The 15,875-nt window shown below is 53.7% G+C and carries 12 protein-coding genes; 5 read left to right on the forward strand and 7 right to left on the reverse strand.

Features of this window, described 5'->3' with window-relative positions; translation table 11 throughout:
• Positions 1 to 93: 93 nt before the first annotated feature.
• The 3 genes from FDP13_RS19525 to FDP13_RS19535 are packed head-to-tail and all read left to right on the forward strand — an operon-like array spanning position 94 to position 2,196.
• Positions 94 to 366 carry a helix-turn-helix domain-containing protein gene (locus FDP13_RS19525; RefSeq protein WP_022635379.1) on the forward strand — a complete coding sequence of 91 codons (273 nt, stop codon included), beginning with the start codon at positions 94 to 96 and terminating at the stop codon, positions 364 to 366.
• The gene (locus FDP13_RS19530) at positions 359 to 1,606 is read left to right on the forward strand and encodes a type II toxin-antitoxin system HipA family toxin (RefSeq protein WP_143840210.1); all 1,248 of its coding nucleotides are present in this window, start codon (positions 359 to 361) and stop codon (positions 1,604 to 1,606) included. The genes FDP13_RS19525 and FDP13_RS19530 overlap by 8 nt, the downstream gene beginning before the upstream one ends.
• Before the next feature lie 56 nt (positions 1,607 to 1,662).
• Positions 1,663 to 2,196: a DUF3828 domain-containing protein gene (locus FDP13_RS19535; RefSeq protein WP_143840211.1), complete on the forward strand. Its 534-nt coding sequence runs from the start codon at positions 1,663 to 1,665 to the stop codon at positions 2,194 to 2,196.
• A 105-nt stretch (positions 2,197 to 2,301) separates the two neighbouring features.
• On the opposite strand, the gene dppF is transcribed toward FDP13_RS19535, so the two are convergent.
• From dppF to dppA, 5 genes are all read right to left on the reverse strand, one after another.
• The gene (dppF, locus tag FDP13_RS19540) at positions 2,302 to 3,297 is read right to left on the reverse strand and encodes a dipeptide ABC transporter ATP-binding subunit DppF (RefSeq protein ID WP_370512564.1); all 996 of its coding nucleotides are present in this window, start codon (positions 3,295 to 3,297) and stop codon (positions 2,302 to 2,304) included.
• An 8-nt stretch (positions 3,298 to 3,305) separates the two neighbouring features.
• On the reverse strand, positions 3,306 to 4,286 hold the full coding sequence (dppD, locus tag FDP13_RS19545) for a dipeptide ABC transporter ATP-binding protein (protein WP_015848386.1): 981 nt from the start codon (positions 4,284 to 4,286) through the stop codon (positions 3,306 to 3,308).
• A 28-nt stretch (positions 4,287 to 4,314) separates the two neighbouring features.
• Entirely contained in the window at positions 4,315 to 5,217 is a 903-nt protein-coding gene (dppC, locus tag FDP13_RS19550) for a dipeptide ABC transporter permease DppC (RefSeq protein ID WP_143840212.1), read from the reverse strand.
• A 13-nt stretch (positions 5,218 to 5,230) separates the two neighbouring features.
• Positions 5,231 to 6,250 carry a dipeptide ABC transporter permease DppB gene (dppB, locus tag FDP13_RS19555; protein ID WP_143840213.1) on the reverse strand — a complete coding sequence of 340 codons (1,020 nt, stop codon included), beginning with the start codon at positions 6,248 to 6,250 and terminating at the stop codon, positions 5,231 to 5,233.
• A gap of 225 nt (positions 6,251 to 6,475) precedes the next feature.
• The gene (dppA, locus tag FDP13_RS19560) at positions 6,476 to 8,083 is read right to left on the reverse strand and encodes a dipeptide ABC transporter periplasmic-binding protein DppA (RefSeq protein WP_015848389.1); all 1,608 of its coding nucleotides are present in this window, start codon (positions 8,081 to 8,083) and stop codon (positions 6,476 to 6,478) included.
• A gap of 902 nt (positions 8,084 to 8,985) precedes the next feature.
• Here dppA and FDP13_RS19565 point away from each other — a divergent pair.
• Positions 8,986 to 10,989, forward strand: a complete 2,004-nt coding sequence (locus FDP13_RS19565; RefSeq protein ID WP_143840214.1) for a methyl-accepting chemotaxis protein — start codon at positions 8,986 to 8,988, stop codon at positions 10,987 to 10,989.
• A gap of 628 nt (positions 10,990 to 11,617) precedes the next feature.
• Entirely contained in the window at positions 11,618 to 12,964 is a 1,347-nt protein-coding gene (locus tag FDP13_RS19570) for a 2-hydroxycarboxylate transporter family protein (protein ID WP_143840215.1), read from the forward strand.
• 476 nt (positions 12,965 to 13,440) lie between these two features.
• Here the strand turns inward: FDP13_RS19570 and dcuR are convergent, their stop codons facing one another.
• Complete coding sequence (dcuR, locus tag FDP13_RS19580) at positions 13,441 to 14,163, reverse strand: two-component system response regulator DcuR (RefSeq protein WP_027713552.1); 723 nt, start codon at positions 14,161 to 14,163, stop codon at positions 13,441 to 13,443.
• Positions 14,164 to 14,175: 12 nt separating this feature from the next.
• Positions 14,176 to 15,789 (reverse strand): sensor histidine kinase, encoded by a 1,614-nt coding sequence (locus FDP13_RS19585; RefSeq protein ID WP_143840216.1) that lies wholly within the window; start codon positions 15,787 to 15,789, stop codon positions 14,176 to 14,178.
• Positions 15,790 to 15,875: the final 86 nt, after the last annotated feature.

Genomic DNA, 15,875 nt, shown 5'->3' on the forward strand with positions numbered 1-15,875 from the left:
CAACATTAGTTGCTACCATATTAGCAACGAATGTCATTTCTACGCCATATTTGCTAATATAGTAGCAAATATGGCGTATTCAGGAGCCTTGATATGCTATCGCTACACACGGCTTACGATATTCAACAAAACCTCAAACAGCACCTGAAAGCGATGCGCAAACATCGCAAACTCTCTGTCGATGCGCTGGCCCGACAGTCCGGTGTTCCCAACAGCACTATCCGCAAATTTGAAGCGACAGGTAACATCTCACTCAGACAGTTTCTGATGTTGTACGAAGTTCTGGGCAACCTGAACGATCTCAACACGCTCACCAATCAAGCGCATACGCCGACCAGCATCGAAGAGGTTCTCAAAAATGCTTAGTGTGCCTCTGGGTGTCATACGCCGCTTAAGTGATGGCCGGGACGAACGGGTTGGACAACTGGCGGAAAACCGCCAAGGTGTCTATTTCCAGTATGACGCAGACTATCTCGCCAGCCATACATCCTCTCTCGGCCCCTTCAATCTGGCGTTCAATAACCAGCTTCAGGCTGCGCCACGCCAGCCTCATTACGGCTTACACGGCATATTTGGCGACAGTCTGCCTGACGGCTGGGGTTTGTATCTGATGGACCGATTTTTCCGCCAGCAGGGTTATAACCCCGCTCGGATTACGGCTCTGGAAAGACTCGCTTTTATCGGTCACCGAGGTCCGGGTGCATTACGCTATGAGCCAGCAATGTCCCGTCCTGACGGCGTTGGTGAAGAGGCCATTGAGTTGATCCAACTGGGTCACGCCGCCGTCGAAGAGTTCGAAGGTACAGAATCCAGTCTGATTGCACACTTGATGAACGCTGGGGGTTCTGGTGGCGCCAGACCGAAGCTCAGCGTGACAAAAAAGCCTGACGGCACCTTTACCACTCGTCAGGATACGGCGGGCGACAAACTACTGGTCAAGCTCACATCAGAGAAATTCGCTCTCCAACATGCTGAAAGCCAAATCGAGTACCTCTATATGAAAATAGCCAGGCAAGTCGGTATTGATGTGGCCGACTTTGAGTTGCTGCCTGTCGGTGAAGGGCGCTACTGGTTACAACAGTCCAGATTTGACTGTGTCGGCGAAACAGGCCGGTTGCATATGGTGTCCGCCAGCGGCTTGCTGGATGCCTCCTTCCGTGCGCCTTCTCTGGATTATGTCGATCTGATCAAGGCAACACGCCTACTGTGCGGAGTGACAGAAGCCAGAAAGCTACTGCATCGAGCACTGTTCAATTACCTGTTGGTCAATCAGGACGACCACGCCAAAAATTTCTCGTTTCTGGCGGACGACCGGGACAACTGGCGACTTTCCCCGTTTTATGATGTGGTCTACAGTCCATCGCCACAGGGAGAGCATATGACGGCGTTTAATGGTCACGGTTCCCGAATTACCTTAAGCACAATGGAGCAACTGGCGGGACAGGCTGGGTTATCAAAGGCCAAAGCTGTACTCGACATGGCGGATGAGCTCTACGACGTCGCCAAAGGATTTCATCGGGAAGCCAGCCATTTCAACCTACCAGCTCCATTGATCACCACCATTCAGCGGGAGATCGATAGTAAGTGGCGGCAATTGAGAGAATAAAGCGCCCTATCCCGTCGAACGTCTAACACAATTACTGATGTTATAAGGATATAAAAATGAACAAGTTACTCCCTCTGGCGCTGCTATTTTCCGCAGCGGCCTATGCCGCCGGCACGCCAGCGCCAAAACATGCTGATGCGGATACACTCAAAGCCGAGCTGACGGCTCCCAGCGTCGCCCCTGCCGCTGAAGAGGAAGAAGAGGAATACGTGGATACCGATGGTGCGGCAAAACAGGCGATTGCCTTTTATCAGTGGTATCTCGGGCAAATTATCCAGGACAAGCACCCTATTCAGGATAATGACCCGGCACTGGAGAAGTATGTCACCCGCGACACCGTCAAGGCGCTGCGTACCTCAAAGGTTTCCATAGATGTGGATTTCTTTCTCCGGGTACAAGATTTTGACGATGAAGACTGGCGGCAGAATATCAGTATCGAAAGTACCGATGCCGACCCTGTCTGCGTCAACTTGTATATGGTGTTGGGCAAAAAAAGCCCGAAACGCCTCGTCAGTTGCTATGTGCAGGAAAACAGTGCCTGGAAGCTGCGATCGGTGACGGATCTGGACGAGATGTTTACTAAAAAATAGCTGATGCTGGCGAAAGCCGCTCAGCCGATTCTACGTATAAAAAAACAGCCCCGGTTTTAATCGGGGCCGTTTTTGTTTCACTACCGATGTTACTTACCACAGACGTCAGCTTACCTGGCTGTCCTCCTGCTCCACCGCGAAGCAGGCGACCAGTTGCTCGCCGTGCGGTTTCAGGTGCGGTTGCAACTGGGTGCAGGTGCCGAAGCGGTGCTGGCAACGGGCGTTGAAGGCACAGCCCGGCGGCGGACTGAGCGGGCTTGGCAGCTCGCCGGTCAGTTTGATGCGCTCACGGCGGGCGTCCGGGTTCAGGCGCGGCGTCGCAGACAACAGCGCCTGGGTGTACGGGTGGCGCGGATTGTTGAAAATCGCGTCTTTGCTGCCTTTTTCCACGCAGCGGCCCAAATACATCACCATCACTTCATCGGCGATGTGTTCCACCACCGACAGGTCGTGAGAGATAAACACGTAAGACAGCCCCAGATCCTGCTGCAAATCCATCATCAGGTTCAGCACCTGCGCTCGCACCGATACATCCAGCGCGGACACCGGTTCATCGGCGATCACTACGTCCGGGTCGAGCATCAACCCGCGGGCAATCGCGATACGCTGGCGCTGGCCGCCGGAAAACATGTGCGGGTAGCGGTCGTAATGCTCGGTTTTCAGGCCGACTTTCGCCATCATCGCCAGCGCTTTTTCACGGCGTTCCGCCTTGGTGAGATCGGTGTTGATCACCAGCGGCTCTTCCAGGATCTGGCCGACCTTTTTGCGCGGATTGAGCGACGCATACGGATTCTGGAACACGATCTGAATTTTCTGCCGACGCAGCTTCTGCGCCGCCGGGTCCGGCTTGAGCAGATCCTGGCCCTGATAATACAGCTCGCCGTGCGACGGCGTTTCGATCATGGTCAGCAAGCGGCCCAGCGTGGACTTGCCGCAACCGGACTCACCCACTACCGCCAGCGTTTTGCCGCGCTCCAGCGTAAAAGAGACGCCATCCAGCGCTTTCACCAGCCGCTCCGGCGCAAACAACCCTTTTTTCACCGGGTAGTGCTTTTTCAAATCAATCGCTTCGAGCAGGTACGGCTGCCCGGCGGCATTCATGGTCTGGCTCATACGGTTGGCCTCCCCGCATCATCCAGCGGTGTGTGACATTTCACCTGACGACCGGGGATATCCCGCATCTCAGGCTCTTCCTGACGGCAACGATCGCCGGCGTACGGGCAACGCGGATTGAGCAAACAGCCGGTCGGCCTGTCGTACTTGCCCGGCACCACGCCCGGCAGCGACGCCAGGCGGGACTTGTCCACCGCGAATTCCGGCAGCGCGCGCAGCAGCGCCTGGGTATAGGGGTGACGCGGAGCGCGGAAAATGTCCGCCGCTTTACCGGATTCCACCACCTGCCCGGCATACATCACGATGATGTGGTGCGCCGCTTCCGCCACCAGCGCCAGATCGTGGGTAATCAGGATCAGCGCCATGTTCTCTTTCTGCTGCAACTCCAGCAGCAGTTCGATGATCTGCGCCTGAATAGTCACATCCAGCGCCGTCGTCGGCTCGTCGGCGATCAACAGTTTCGGCCGACAGGCGATCGCCATCGCGATCATCACGCGCTGGCTCATCCCGCCCGACAACTGGTGCGGATACACATCGAGCCGCGATTCCGGGTCGGGAATGCCGACCTGATTCAACAGGTCGATCGCCCGCTGACGGCGGGTTTTACGGTTGCCGCCCTGATGCACCTTGATGGCTTCCATAATCTGGAAACCCACGGTGTAGCAAGGGTTTAGGCTGGTCATCGGGTCCTGGAAGATCATCGCCACTTCCGCCCCCACCAGTTGACGCCGCTCCTTGTCGGACAGCGTCTGCAAATCGCGCTGGTTGAACTCCAGCCGGTCGGCCATCACTTTACCGGGGAAATCAATCAACCCCATGATCGCCAGCGAACTGACGGATTTGCCGGAGCCGGACTCGCCGACGATGCCGACCACCTGCCCTTGTTCCACCTGATAGCTGATGCGGTCTACTGCGCGAAACGGCAACCCCTCATCACCAAAGTGAACGGACAGTTTCTCTACGTTGAGTAACGCCATCTCTCTACCTCTATAACTGCTTGCTCTATTACTGCTTGAGTTTGGGGTCGAGAGCATCACGCAGGCCGTCCCCCATCAGGTTAAATGCCAATACCGCCAGCAGGATCGCCAAACCGGGGAACGTCACCACCCACCAGGCGCTCTGCGCAAATTGCAGCACGTCGGAGAGCATGGTGCCCCATTCTGGCGTAGGCGGCTGTGCGCCCATACCGAGGAACCCAAGTGCAGCCATGTCGAGAATGGCGTTGGAAAAACCCATCGATGCCTGCACGATCAACGGCGCCAGGCAGTTAGGGAGAATGTTGACGAACATCTGGCGCAGCGGGCCGGCACCGGCCACGCGCGAGGCGGTCACATAGTCGCGGTTCACTTCCACCAGCACCGCGGCGCGGGTAAGGCGTACATAGTGCGGCAGCGATACGAAGGTCAGCGCCAGCGACGCATTGACGATAGACGGGCCGAAAATCGCCACCAGCACCAGCGCCAGCAGCAGGCTCGGCAGCGCCAGCATGATATCGACCAAACGCATAATGGCGGCGTCGACCGTACCGCCAAAGTAACCGGCAAGCAGCCCGAAAACGACGCCGAGGACAAGCGACATCACCACCACCAGACAGCCTACCAGCAGCGACAGGCGCGCGCCGTACATCAGGCGCGACAGCACGTCGCGACCCACATCGTCGGTACCGAGGATGTACTGCCAGCTGCCGCCGTCCTGCCAAACCGGCGGTTTAAGCAGCGCGTCGCGGAACTGTTCAGCCGGTGCGTGCGGCGCCAGTACGCCGGCGCCAATCGCGACCACCAGCATCAGGATGATGTAAACCAGGCCGACGACGGCCCCTTTATTACGTTTGAAATAGTGCCAGAACTCCTGCAACGGGGTCATGGGCTTCGGCGCAGCCGTCGCCGCGGATTCGGTAACGTGAGTCATCTCCGCGTCCCCCTTATTTCTTATGCCGGATGCGCGGGTTAACCACACCGTAGAGCACATCCACCAGCAGGTTCACCAGAATGATCATGGTGGCGACCAGCAATACCCCGCCTTGCACCACCGGGTAGTCACGGCGCTGCAATGCGTCTATCAACCAGCGGCCCAACCCCGGCCAGGAGAAAATGGTTTCGGTGAGGATCGCCCCGGCCAGCATGGTGCCCACCTGCAAACCAATCACCGTCACCACCGGCAGCATGGCGTTGCGCAATGCATGTACCACAATCACTCGCAGGCGGCTCAGCCCCTTGGCACGGGCGGTACGGATATAGTCTTCGCCCAGCACTTCCAGCATCGCCGAGCGCGTCATGCGTACAATCACCGCCAGCGGAATGGTGCCAAGCACAATGGCGGGCAGCACCATATGCATTACCGCGTCTTTGAAGTCACCTTCCGCACCCCAGATTAAGGTATCGATCAGCATAAAACCGGTCAGCGGCAGGGAGTCGTCCAGAAATACGGTGTCGCCCACCCGGCCGGACACCGGCGTCAGGTTAAGCTGTACCGATACCAGCATGATCATCATCATGCCCCACCAGAAAATCGGCATGGAGTAACCGGTCAGCGCCACGCTGACCGCGGTATGATCGAACACGGAACCGCGTTTGACCGCCGCCAGTACCCCAACCGGAATGCCGACGATCACCGCGAAAATCATCGCGCAGACGCCCAGTTCCAGCGTGGCTTTGAAACGCGGCACGAATTCATCCCAGACCGGGATGCGGCTCTTGAGCGATATGCCCAGATCGCCGTGCAGCACGCCGTTGATATAGTGGACATATTGCTCCCAGAGCGGCTTGTCCAGCCCGAGTTCCGCCATCAGTTGCGCGTGGCGCTCCGGCGAAATTCCGCGCTCTCCTGCCATGATCATCACCGGGTCGCCGGGGATCAGGTGCACGAAAGCGAAAGTCAGTAGGGTAATACCGATAAACGTTGGGATAACCAGCCCCAAACGACGGAGTATGAACTGCAACATATCCCGAACTCTCTGTGCTTTCTCGTATAGAGAATAAAGGGCCCGATGGTGCTCACCATCGAGCCTGACATTGCTCACTGCATTAAAACAGGCGTTGAAGCGCCCCCTGCCGTTCCCCTACGGAAACACAAGTTTCCAAAAAACTCACTTAAAGAAACACGCATTTCCAAAAACAACAGGGGCGATAGCGCTGCCATCGCCCATAAATGTGACGTGATAAGATAATTAATCTACTGATACGTGATTGAAGCTATGTACGCCGCGCGGCTCGATAACGTAGCCTTTCACGTTTTTACGGATCGGTTCATACACGGTAGAGTGCGCCACAATCAGTGCCGGAGCCTGATCGTGCATCACAACCTGAGCCTGTTTGTACAGTTCGATACGTTTAGCCTGATCGGACACCGCACGAGCCGGCTGGATCAGGTCTTCGAACGGCTTGTAGCACCACTTGGAGTAGTTGGAGCCTTTCTTCGCCGCATCGCAGCTGAACAACGTCGCCAGGAAGTTATCCGGATCCCCGTTGTCGCCGGTCCAGCCAATTAGCATGGTCTGATGCTCACCAGCCTTGGTGCGCTTGAGATACTCGCCCCACTCGTAGGTGACGATCTTGGCTTTCACACCGACTTTAGCCCAGTCAGCCTGAATCATCTCCGCCATACGGCGCGCATTCGGGTTGTACGGACGCTGTACCGGCATCGCCCACAGGTCTATCTCAAAGCCATTTTCCATACCGGCTTCTTTCAGCAACGCTTTGGCCTTGGCCGGATCGTAAGCGTAGTCCTTAACGTCGTCGTTATAGCCCCACATGGTCGGCGGAATCAGGTTTTTCGCTGCCTGACCGGCACCCTGATACACCGCTTCGATAATAGCCTGCTTGTTCACCGCGTAAGTCAGCGCCTGACGAATTTTCACGTTATCCAGCGGTTTCTTCTCAACGTTGAACGACAGGTAACCCACGTTCAGGCCCGGCTTCTGCAGCAGTTCGATGTTCTTGTCCTGCTTCATGTTGGTCAGATCGGCCGGGTTCGGGTACGGCATCACCTGGCATTCGTCTTTTTGCAGCTTGGCGTAACGCACAGAGGCGTCCGGCGTAATGGAGAACACCAGACGGTCGATACCCGGCTTGGTGCCCCAGAAGCTGTCAAAACGTTTGTAGAGAATGCGGGAATCTTTCTGGTACTGCTGCAACTGGAACGGACCGGTGCCGATCGGATCCAGGTCGATTTTCTCCGGCGTACCGGCTTTCAGCATTTTGTCGCCATACTCGGCAGACATGATGGAAGCAAAGTCCATCGCCAGGTCAGCCAGGAACGGCGCTTCGGCGCGGGTCAGTTGGAAGCGGACGGTATAGTCATCCACTTTCTCGATTTTGCCGATCAAGTCCGACATACCCATGCCTTCAAAGTACTCGTAGCTGCCGCCGGAGACTTTATGGAACGGGTGGTTGGCGTCCATCTGACGCTGGAAAGAGAACAGCACGTCGTCGGCGTTGAAGGTACGGCTCGGTTTAAACTCTTTGCTGTCCTGCCACTTCACGTCTTTACGCAGGTGGAAGGTGTAGGTTTTGCCGTCGGCGCTGATGTCCCACTTTTCGGCCAGGCCCGGCTCGATTTCGGTAGTCCCGCTTTTGAATTCAACCAGACGGTTATAGATAGGAATGGAGCTGGCATCAAACGTCGTACCGGACGTAAACAGCTGCGGGTTAAAGCCTTCTGGAGAACCTTCTGAGCAATACACCAGGGTTTTTGCCTGTACACCGGCGGCGACGGACAGCGCCAGCAAACCAAGGCTGAACTTCAGCACCCTTGATTTCATCAGGGATTTAGCCATTACATGAACTCCATTGTGGATGTTGTGTGTCAGTCAGACCTGTTGTTGTCATCGCGACTGTTGTGATTGCAACAGGGATATCGCAATTGGGGTTATCGCGATGATTCTTATCGCGGCGGTCTGTACTTTTCTTCTATTTCAGCCCGAGCAATGCACCCAAAGACTGATGTAATAGTAAACAGGGAGAGACAACAGTGCGGGACAAGCAGGAAAACTCCCGCCAGCCCTGTCGGATCAATCATGATGATTCCAGGTACTCTGCCGCCCTCCTCCTTGTGACGCCCACAATGTGTCAACAGATCACAATCGCGTCAATATAACCTGTTAGGATTTACAAACAGAAACCGCAGAATCAGCAAGATATAAAATTAGCTCAATTTGCCATTTGTTTGGTGACAACACCCACAAAATAACAAAAAATCAACAGATAAAACCACATCCTGTACAACATGCGATAATTATCACCAAACAATAACTCATAGGAAAATCCTCTCGAATGGTGAATTACTGCACAATAAAACGTGTTAAAAAGGTTAAATTCAGGTGAAAATACTGACAAAACCCCAACCGCGATGATGTATTCCTATCATCCCTGCTGAGAGTTCGCCAACTATTTGCGCATTATAAAAAAACTTTATCCCACCGCGCATAACTCACCCGGCGACAACCGACAATACCCTCGCCCGGCTTATACAAGCCCTTGCTTTGTTTCGTCTACCTGGTGCGATGCACAAACAAAAAGTGAGCGAGTCAATCGCCGAATGACCAATCCTGTCCTAATATCTTGTTACACATCAGTGTCTTTAAAGTTCAAAAAAAAAGCGCCGATAGTCAAATAACAGTAACTTCACTGTTAAGCGTTCGATATTGATTACGATAGGGATCAAGATCAGGAGAATCATATGGTCAACCAATCACTACCAAAAAAGACAATGAGTATCCGCACCCAAATGTTGTTAATGGGCTCATTAACGATTGCTCTTGGTTTTGCTGTCACCATCGGGGTACTGAGCTGGCAATCCAGTCGAGAACAAAAATCACTGGCGGAGAGTTATTTACAACAGATAGCCCAAAGTGAAGCGCTGAAAATTCAACAAAAACTCAACTATGACCGTGACGTGGCGCATAACCTCGGGCAGGCATTGATTTCGTTGCCGGCGGCGGGCATTAAAGACCGCGCAATAGTCGATAAGGTGACGGAATACGCTCTGCGGGATAATCCGGATTACCTTTCAGTGTCGGTTATTTTCGAAGAGAATGCGTTTGACGGACGCGATGCCGAATTTGCCGGTAAACCGGGTCAGGCTCCCAAAGGCCGCTACGCCTGGTTTGTCGACCGTGACCCGGCCGGCAATTACAAAATGAACCCGCTGCTTTCCTACCTGACGCCCGGTCAGGGCGATTACTATTTGCTGCCGCAAAAAAGCCAGAAAGATACATTAATCGAACCCTATTCGTATGCCTATAACGGCGTCCCAACGCTGTTGACATCGGTAGCGGCGCCAATGGTGTCTCAGGGAAAACTGTTTGGCGTGATCACTGCGGATATTTCTCTTGCATCATTACAGCAAACCGTTAATCAAATTAAACCCTGGTCAGGCAGCGGTTACGCGATGCTGCTCTCCAGCGCGGGCAAAGTGGTTTCTTATCCGGATAAATCCATGACGAGCAAGGTCTGGAACGAGAAAACGGATAGCCTTACCTCGGCCGTGGTGCAACGTGATGATGCGCTACTGGGCGAAAAAGCGCTGGTAACCTGGTACCCCATCACCATCGGCAACAGTACGGATAAATGGTATCTGGGTATCGCCGCGCCGGTGAACAAAGTCATGGAGGCTGCCCAACAGCAGTTAATCAATGCCGTGATTCTGATGGTTTTCAGCATCCTGTTGGTGAGCGCGTTGCTGGGAATGACCTTCAACCGGAAAGTACTTAAACCACTTGGCGGCGAACCACTCGAAGCAGCCACCATTGCGCTGTCGGTTGCGAGCGGGCAGCTCAACAATACGATTGCGATCAAACCGAATGATCGCAGCAGCCTGTTTTTCGCTTTGCACACCATGCAATTACAGTTACGTCAGGTGGTAGAGCAAATCAAGGAAGCAGGTGACGCGGTGCATCAAGGGGCGGCAGAGATCGCCAGCGGCAACATCAATCTCGCCTCACGCACTGAGCAGCAAGCCGCCGCACTAGAGCAAACCGCCGCCAGCATGGAGCAGATAACCGCAACCGTGAAACACAATGCCAACAATGCTCATCAGGCTACGGCATTAACAGAAAACGCCACACAAATCGCCCGTCGCGGTGAAACGCTGGTCGGCCAGGTGGTTCAGACGATGGCGCAGATTGACGATAGCGCGAAAAAGATCGGCGACATCACCACCATGATCAACAGCATTGCTTTCCAGACCAACATCCTGGCGCTGAACGCGGCGGTTGAAGCCGCTCGCGCAGGCGAACAAGGCAGAGGATTCGCCGTGGTGGCATCGGAAGTTCGCAGTCTGGCGCAACGCAGCGCCAACGCGGTGAAAGAGATTGCCGCGCTGATTGAAGAATCCGGCCAGCGTGTTGAGAATGGCGTACAACTGGTGAACGATGCCGGTAAAACCATGCAGGAAATGACCCAAGCCGTCAGCTCGGTACAAACTATTATCAATGAAATTGTTAATGCATCGGATGAGCAGGCGAAGGGGATAAGCCAGGTCACCATTGCCGTGAATGAGATGGACGGCGTTACACAGCAAAACTCGGCGCTGGTGCAGCAAATGTCTGCCGCAACCGGTTCACTGGAGGAGCAAGCCATGCTGTTGGCACAGGCGATAGAGCATTTCCATTTAGAACAACACGGTCATTCAGGGCGCCATGCCCCGTCGCGAGCGCAACACGCATTACCCAGAACGGTATAAAACCCCAAAGGGAAAACCAGCCACCCGGTGACCGTCAGGCAATCCATGCTGGAGCGGTTCACCGGGCCGGCAAATTGAATTATTTTGGGTATACAATCGATTTTTCCCTGCCGTTACTTAAAAAATTTTATTTATATAACTTTAAAAATTTATTTTTTATTTTACCCCTAACGTGTTACTTTTATATAGCAATAAATAACCCATCCATATAAATATCCCACCCACAACATTCACAAATTAATTTTAATTACAAAATGGCGAATTAAGTTATTTAAAGATGAATTGCTGTGAGGTTCACAATTCCCCTATATTTGTAGTGAACGGCTATTATTTTTAACATTTCTCCATGCTAGATTACCTGCCATATTCTTATAAAAATAACATCGCATTCGTCTTTGATGGTGTATCTCATATACCCAAAATAATTCGAGTTGCAGGAAGGCGGCAAGAGAGAGAATCCCGATGAGCTTACTCAGGTAAGTGATTCGGGTGAACGAACGCAGCCAACACACCTGCAACTTGAAGTATGACGGGTATGACCATGTGCTTTGCGCCCTAACGCCGTTTCCACGTCTTGCAGAGCAAGCTGATTATCTCTGTCCTATGCCGCTACAACAGGGTGAATATAATGAAAAATATTGAAACTGAAATCATGAGCGATAACACGCTCGCTACCGCCGTACCATCACCAGGTTTACTGGAAAGCATCAATAAAATACGTATTGGTTCTGTGCCTTTTATTCTCTTTCTGGTTATTTCCGCGATTGTTTTTATTGCTTCCTATGCAGGCTATTTGCCTAAAAACATGATCGGCGGTTTTGCCGTTATTATGACCATGGGATTCCTGCTGGCTTATATCGGCCAACGTATTCCGGTACTGAAAGAAATCGGCGGCCCGGCGATTCTCTGCCTGATGGTGCCGTCGATCCTAGTGTATTTTCATCTGTTTAACGCCAACACGCTGGATACCGTCAAGCTGTTGATGAAAGACGCCAACTTCCTCTACTTCGTCATCGCCAGTCTGGTGGTGGGCAGTATTCTGGGCATGAACCGCGTCATTCTGATTCAGGGCATGATCCGGATGTTCATTCCGCTGGTCGTGGGCACCGCTACAGCGGTAGTGACCGGTTTACTGGTCGGTAAACTGTTTGGCTACAGCTTCTATCACACCTTCTTCTTCATCATCGTGCCGATCATCGGCGGCGGTATCGGCGAAGGTATTCTGCCGCTGTCGCTGGCTTATTCCGCTATCCTCGGTCAGGCGCCGGATGTCTACGTCGCCCAGTTGGCGCCGGCAGCCGTAGTCGGCAACATTTTTGCCATCATCTGTGCCGGCGTGCTGGCCCGTATCGGCGTATGGCGCAGTGACCTGAACGGTAACGGCAATCTGGTGCGCAACGAAACCGACAACGCGTTGTTTGCGGTAAAAGACGCGCCGAAGACGGTGGATTTCCATCTGATGGGCGGCGGCCTGCTGCTGATCTGTACCTTCTTCATCGTCGGCGGGCTGTTTGAAAAAGTGCTGCATATCCCCGGCCCGGTACTGATGATTCTGATCGCGGTGTTGTGTAAATACGGCCGTGTTATCCCATCCAGCATGGAAACCGGTGCCAACAGCTTCTACAAATTCGTCTCCAGCTCACTGGTGTGGCCGTTGATGATTGGTCTGGGCATGTTGTATGTCCCGTTGGAAAGCGTGGTGGCGGTGTTCTCCATCGGTTACGTGGTGGTGTGTGGCTCCGTGGTGCTTTCGATGGCGCTGATCAGCTTCTTCATTGCACCGTACCTGAAGATGTATCCGGTCGAAGCCTCCATCGTGACCAGTTGCCACAGTGGTCTGGGCGGCACCGGCGATGTGGCGATCCTGTCGGCATCCAACCGCATGTCGCTGATGCCGTTCGCGCAAATCGCCACCCGTATCGGCGGTGCTTCCACCGTAATCGCCGCCACCCTGCTGCTGGGCTGGCTGGTGTAATTCTCCGCGGATTTATATGCGACAAGGCCACAGATAGCGTGGCCTTTTTCGTTTTACACGCCCGATAAAAAAGCCACGGTATCCGTGGCTTCAGACTGCTGACAGACGCATTAAGTACAGGATGAGGCATCTTTCCGGCGTCAAAAACTGCGCTGAGGTGGGCGGCTTCGCCGGGTGAGCGACAGGACGTCGCGAAAGCCCGTGCCGCTCCGGGAGAGCGTCACGGGCGGCCCGAACCGCGAAGTCGAACGCCGAAGGTAGCGCGTAGCGCCGCAGTTTAGCCACCAGCCAGTGGTCAAGGAGAGGTGGCGTTTGAACCTCTCCTTGTCGGGCGTGCGATGAAGCAGCAAAGAAATTACACCGTTTATCCCGCACGAAATTATTCACTGACCGGACAAACTTCACCATTCACAAGGCAATATAGCTGTTTGTCAACAGCCTCAAGCCACGGTATCCGTGGCTTCGTTGTTTTGATGTTATTCGCAGTACTGACGCAGTGCGTCCTGCTTTTCCGGCAGTAGCCGGTAGAGATAAACCGGGCGGCCGGTGGAACCGTAGAGAATATTGGTATCGAGAATACCGGTATCGGCAAGATAGATCAGATACTTGCGGCAGGAAACGCGGGAGATGCCAATCGCATTGGCCAACATCTCGGTAGAGAATTCCGCGCCCTGATTGCCCTCAATCCACTCACAAACGGTGCGCAACGTCAGGCTGGTCAGCCCTTTCGGCAATTTCTTGCGCTCCACCGTCGGCGTGCCGCTGGTGCGACGAATCAGGTTATCGATATCCGACTGCGCGACAAACTCACGATGTTTGAGCAGGTTGGCCTCTTCCCGGTAAGCCGTCAGCGCCTGCTCGAAACGGGCGAACTGGAACGGCTTAATCAGATAATCCACCACGCCGTAGTGCAGCGCTTTTTTGATGGTATACACATCGCTGGCCGACGAAATAATGATGACATCCGTGTGTTCGCTAAATTCACGGATCGTAGGCAGCAAATCCAGACCGTTATCCTGCTGCATATAAATATCCAACAGCACCAGATCAATTTCGCAGTCCGGCTGCATCAGCAAATTTCGCGCCTGCTGCAACGTCGGCACCGTCGCGTAGCAGCTAAACCCGGAAATCTGATTCAGATAACATTTATTCAACTCCGCCACCATGGCGTCGTCATCGACGATCAGTACATTTATCATGGTCAAATTGCCTTAATCATGGTCAAACTGCCTTGCTTGATAAGGGATATTCACAAAAAACTGGGTATAAACGTCCGGTTCGGATTCAAAATCGATGGTACCACCGATTTTTTCCAGACTCTGCCGGGTAAGATACAGGCCGATGCCGCGCCCGGAGCCTTTGGTGGAAAATCCTTCCTGGTAAATACGCTGCTGAATATCCGGCGCAATGCCCGGTCCGTCGTCACTGACCGTGCAGTGCAACTGCCCATCCTGATGATGGAACGTCACGGTAATCTCACGGTTTTCCAGACCGGATAAGGCATCCATCGCATTTTCGATGAGATTACCCAGCACGGTAATCAATTCATTGGTGGACTGCGAATCGTCGGTATCCGGCAACAGGCTGTCTTCGCTGATGGACAACGTGACGCCCAGATCCCGCGCACGGTTGATTTTACCCAACAGGAACCCGGCAATCACCGGCGATTTTACTTTTCGGATAATCGAACCGATTTCCGCCTGATAATTATTGGCGGTTTTTAAAATATATTCTTCCAGCTGTGGGTAATATTTCAAATGTAGCATCCCGAGAATCACATGCAGTTTGTTCATGAATTCATGCGACTGGGCACGCAAGGCGTCGGCGTAATACGACATCCCGGTCAGGCGTTGCAGTAACTGGCTGACTTCCGTTTTATCACGGAAGGTGGCGATGGCGCCGATGATATCGCCCTTCACCACCACCGGTACGGTGTTAATCAGCAGCAGGTTGCCGTTGAAATTGATTTCTTCATCCTGCCGCGGCGAACCGGACTCCAGCACCTTTTCCAGATTCATCAACGCCGGCCAGTGACTAATCGTGCTGCCGATCGCCAGCGTTTCACCGGACCCATGCTGGCTGAACAACCGCTTGGCTTCGTCGTTGATGATGGTAACGCGCAAGTCGGTATCGACCGCGATCACCCCTTCCTTGATTTGTTTGAGCATCGCATTACGCTGCTCAAACAGATTGGAAATCTCGAACGGTTCAAACCCCAGCATGATGCGTTTAAGGGTTTTCACCAGGAAATAGGTGCCCAGCAGGCCGACCAGCGCACCAAACAGAATGGTCCAGGGAATAATCCAACGATTCTCATTGATGACGGACTGTACGCTGGAAAGCGAAATCCCCACCACGACCACACCGAGTTGGCGGTTATTTTCGTCAAATACCGGCGTAAACACGCGTAGCGCCGGGTCCAATACCCCGCGATTCACCGCCGTATTCTCCAACCCCAGCAACGCCGGGTAGAGATCATCGCCGATAAAGTGACGGCCGATCTGTCCCGGCTCCGGGTGAGAATGACGGATGCCGCCCATATCGGTCACAATCACAAACAACAGGTGGTTGCGGCTTTTCACATTCTCGGAAAAGTTTTGTACCAGCATCGGGTCGCCGATGCCTTTCAGGTCATTCACCACGAGCGGCGAATTGGCAACCGTGCGAGCAATCGCAAAAGCTTTATCTTTGAGGTGCGTTTCGGTCAGTTCGGTAATACGGAAAAACAGCAGCGCGTAAACCACCAGCAGTACGGAGCCAATCACCGCCGACACCATCAGAATGATCGACGTGCCTAACTTCAGCGGTGTCTTTTTTTTACTCATTTCTCGCTCCGGAATTCGCATCATCGATCCCGTTATCTTAACCTGTTCAGGCTATTTCTGCGCGTGCTGATAACAAAACCGCCGCC

Origin of the sequence: Dickeya sp. ws52, from assembly GCF_007210685.1 — a bacterium.
GTDB classification, from domain to species: Bacteria; Pseudomonadota; Gammaproteobacteria; order Enterobacterales; family Enterobacteriaceae; genus Dickeya; species Dickeya chrysanthemi.

What these genes read in the sequence shown, in the direction of transcription:
- FDP13_RS19535 (WP_143840211.1), top strand. Translation starts at nt 1,663, where the DNA reads ATGAACAAGTTACTCCCTCTGGCGCTGCTATTTTCCGCAGCGGCCTAT.
- dppD (WP_015848386.1), bottom strand. Translation starts at nt 4,286, where the DNA reads ATGGCGTTACTCAACGTAGAGAAACTGTCCGTTCACTTTGGTGATGAG.
- FDP13_RS19565 (WP_143840214.1), top strand. Translation starts at nt 8,986, where the DNA reads ATGGTCAACCAATCACTACCAAAAAAGACAATGAGTATCCGCACCCAA.
- FDP13_RS19525 (WP_022635379.1), top strand. Translation starts at nt 94, where the DNA reads ATGCTATCGCTACACACGGCTTACGATATTCAACAAAACCTCAAACAG.
- dcuR (WP_027713552.1), bottom strand. Translation starts at nt 14,163, where the DNA reads ATGATAAATGTACTGATCGTCGATGACGACGCCATGGTGGCGGAGTTG.
- dppB (WP_143840213.1), bottom strand. Translation starts at nt 6,250, where the DNA reads ATGTTGCAGTTCATACTCCGTCGTTTGGGGCTGGTTATCCCAACGTTT.
- dppA (WP_015848389.1), bottom strand. Translation starts at nt 8,083, where the DNA reads ATGGCTAAATCCCTGATGAAATCAAGGGTGCTGAAGTTCAGCCTTGGT.
- dppF (WP_370512564.1), bottom strand. Translation starts at nt 3,297, where the DNA reads ATGAATGCCGCCGGGCAGCCGTACCTGCTCGAAGCGATTGATTTGAAA.
- FDP13_RS19585 (WP_143840216.1), bottom strand. Translation starts at nt 15,789, where the DNA reads ATGAGTAAAAAAAAGACACCGCTGAAGTTAGGCACGTCGATCATTCTG.
- FDP13_RS19530 (WP_143840210.1), top strand. Translation starts at nt 359, where the DNA reads ATGCTTAGTGTGCCTCTGGGTGTCATACGCCGCTTAAGTGATGGCCGG.
- FDP13_RS19570 (WP_143840215.1), top strand. Translation starts at nt 11,618, where the DNA reads ATGAAAAATATTGAAACTGAAATCATGAGCGATAACACGCTCGCTACC.
- dppC (WP_143840212.1), bottom strand. Translation starts at nt 5,217, where the DNA reads ATGACTCACGTTACCGAATCCGCGGCGACGGCTGCGCCGAAGCCCATG.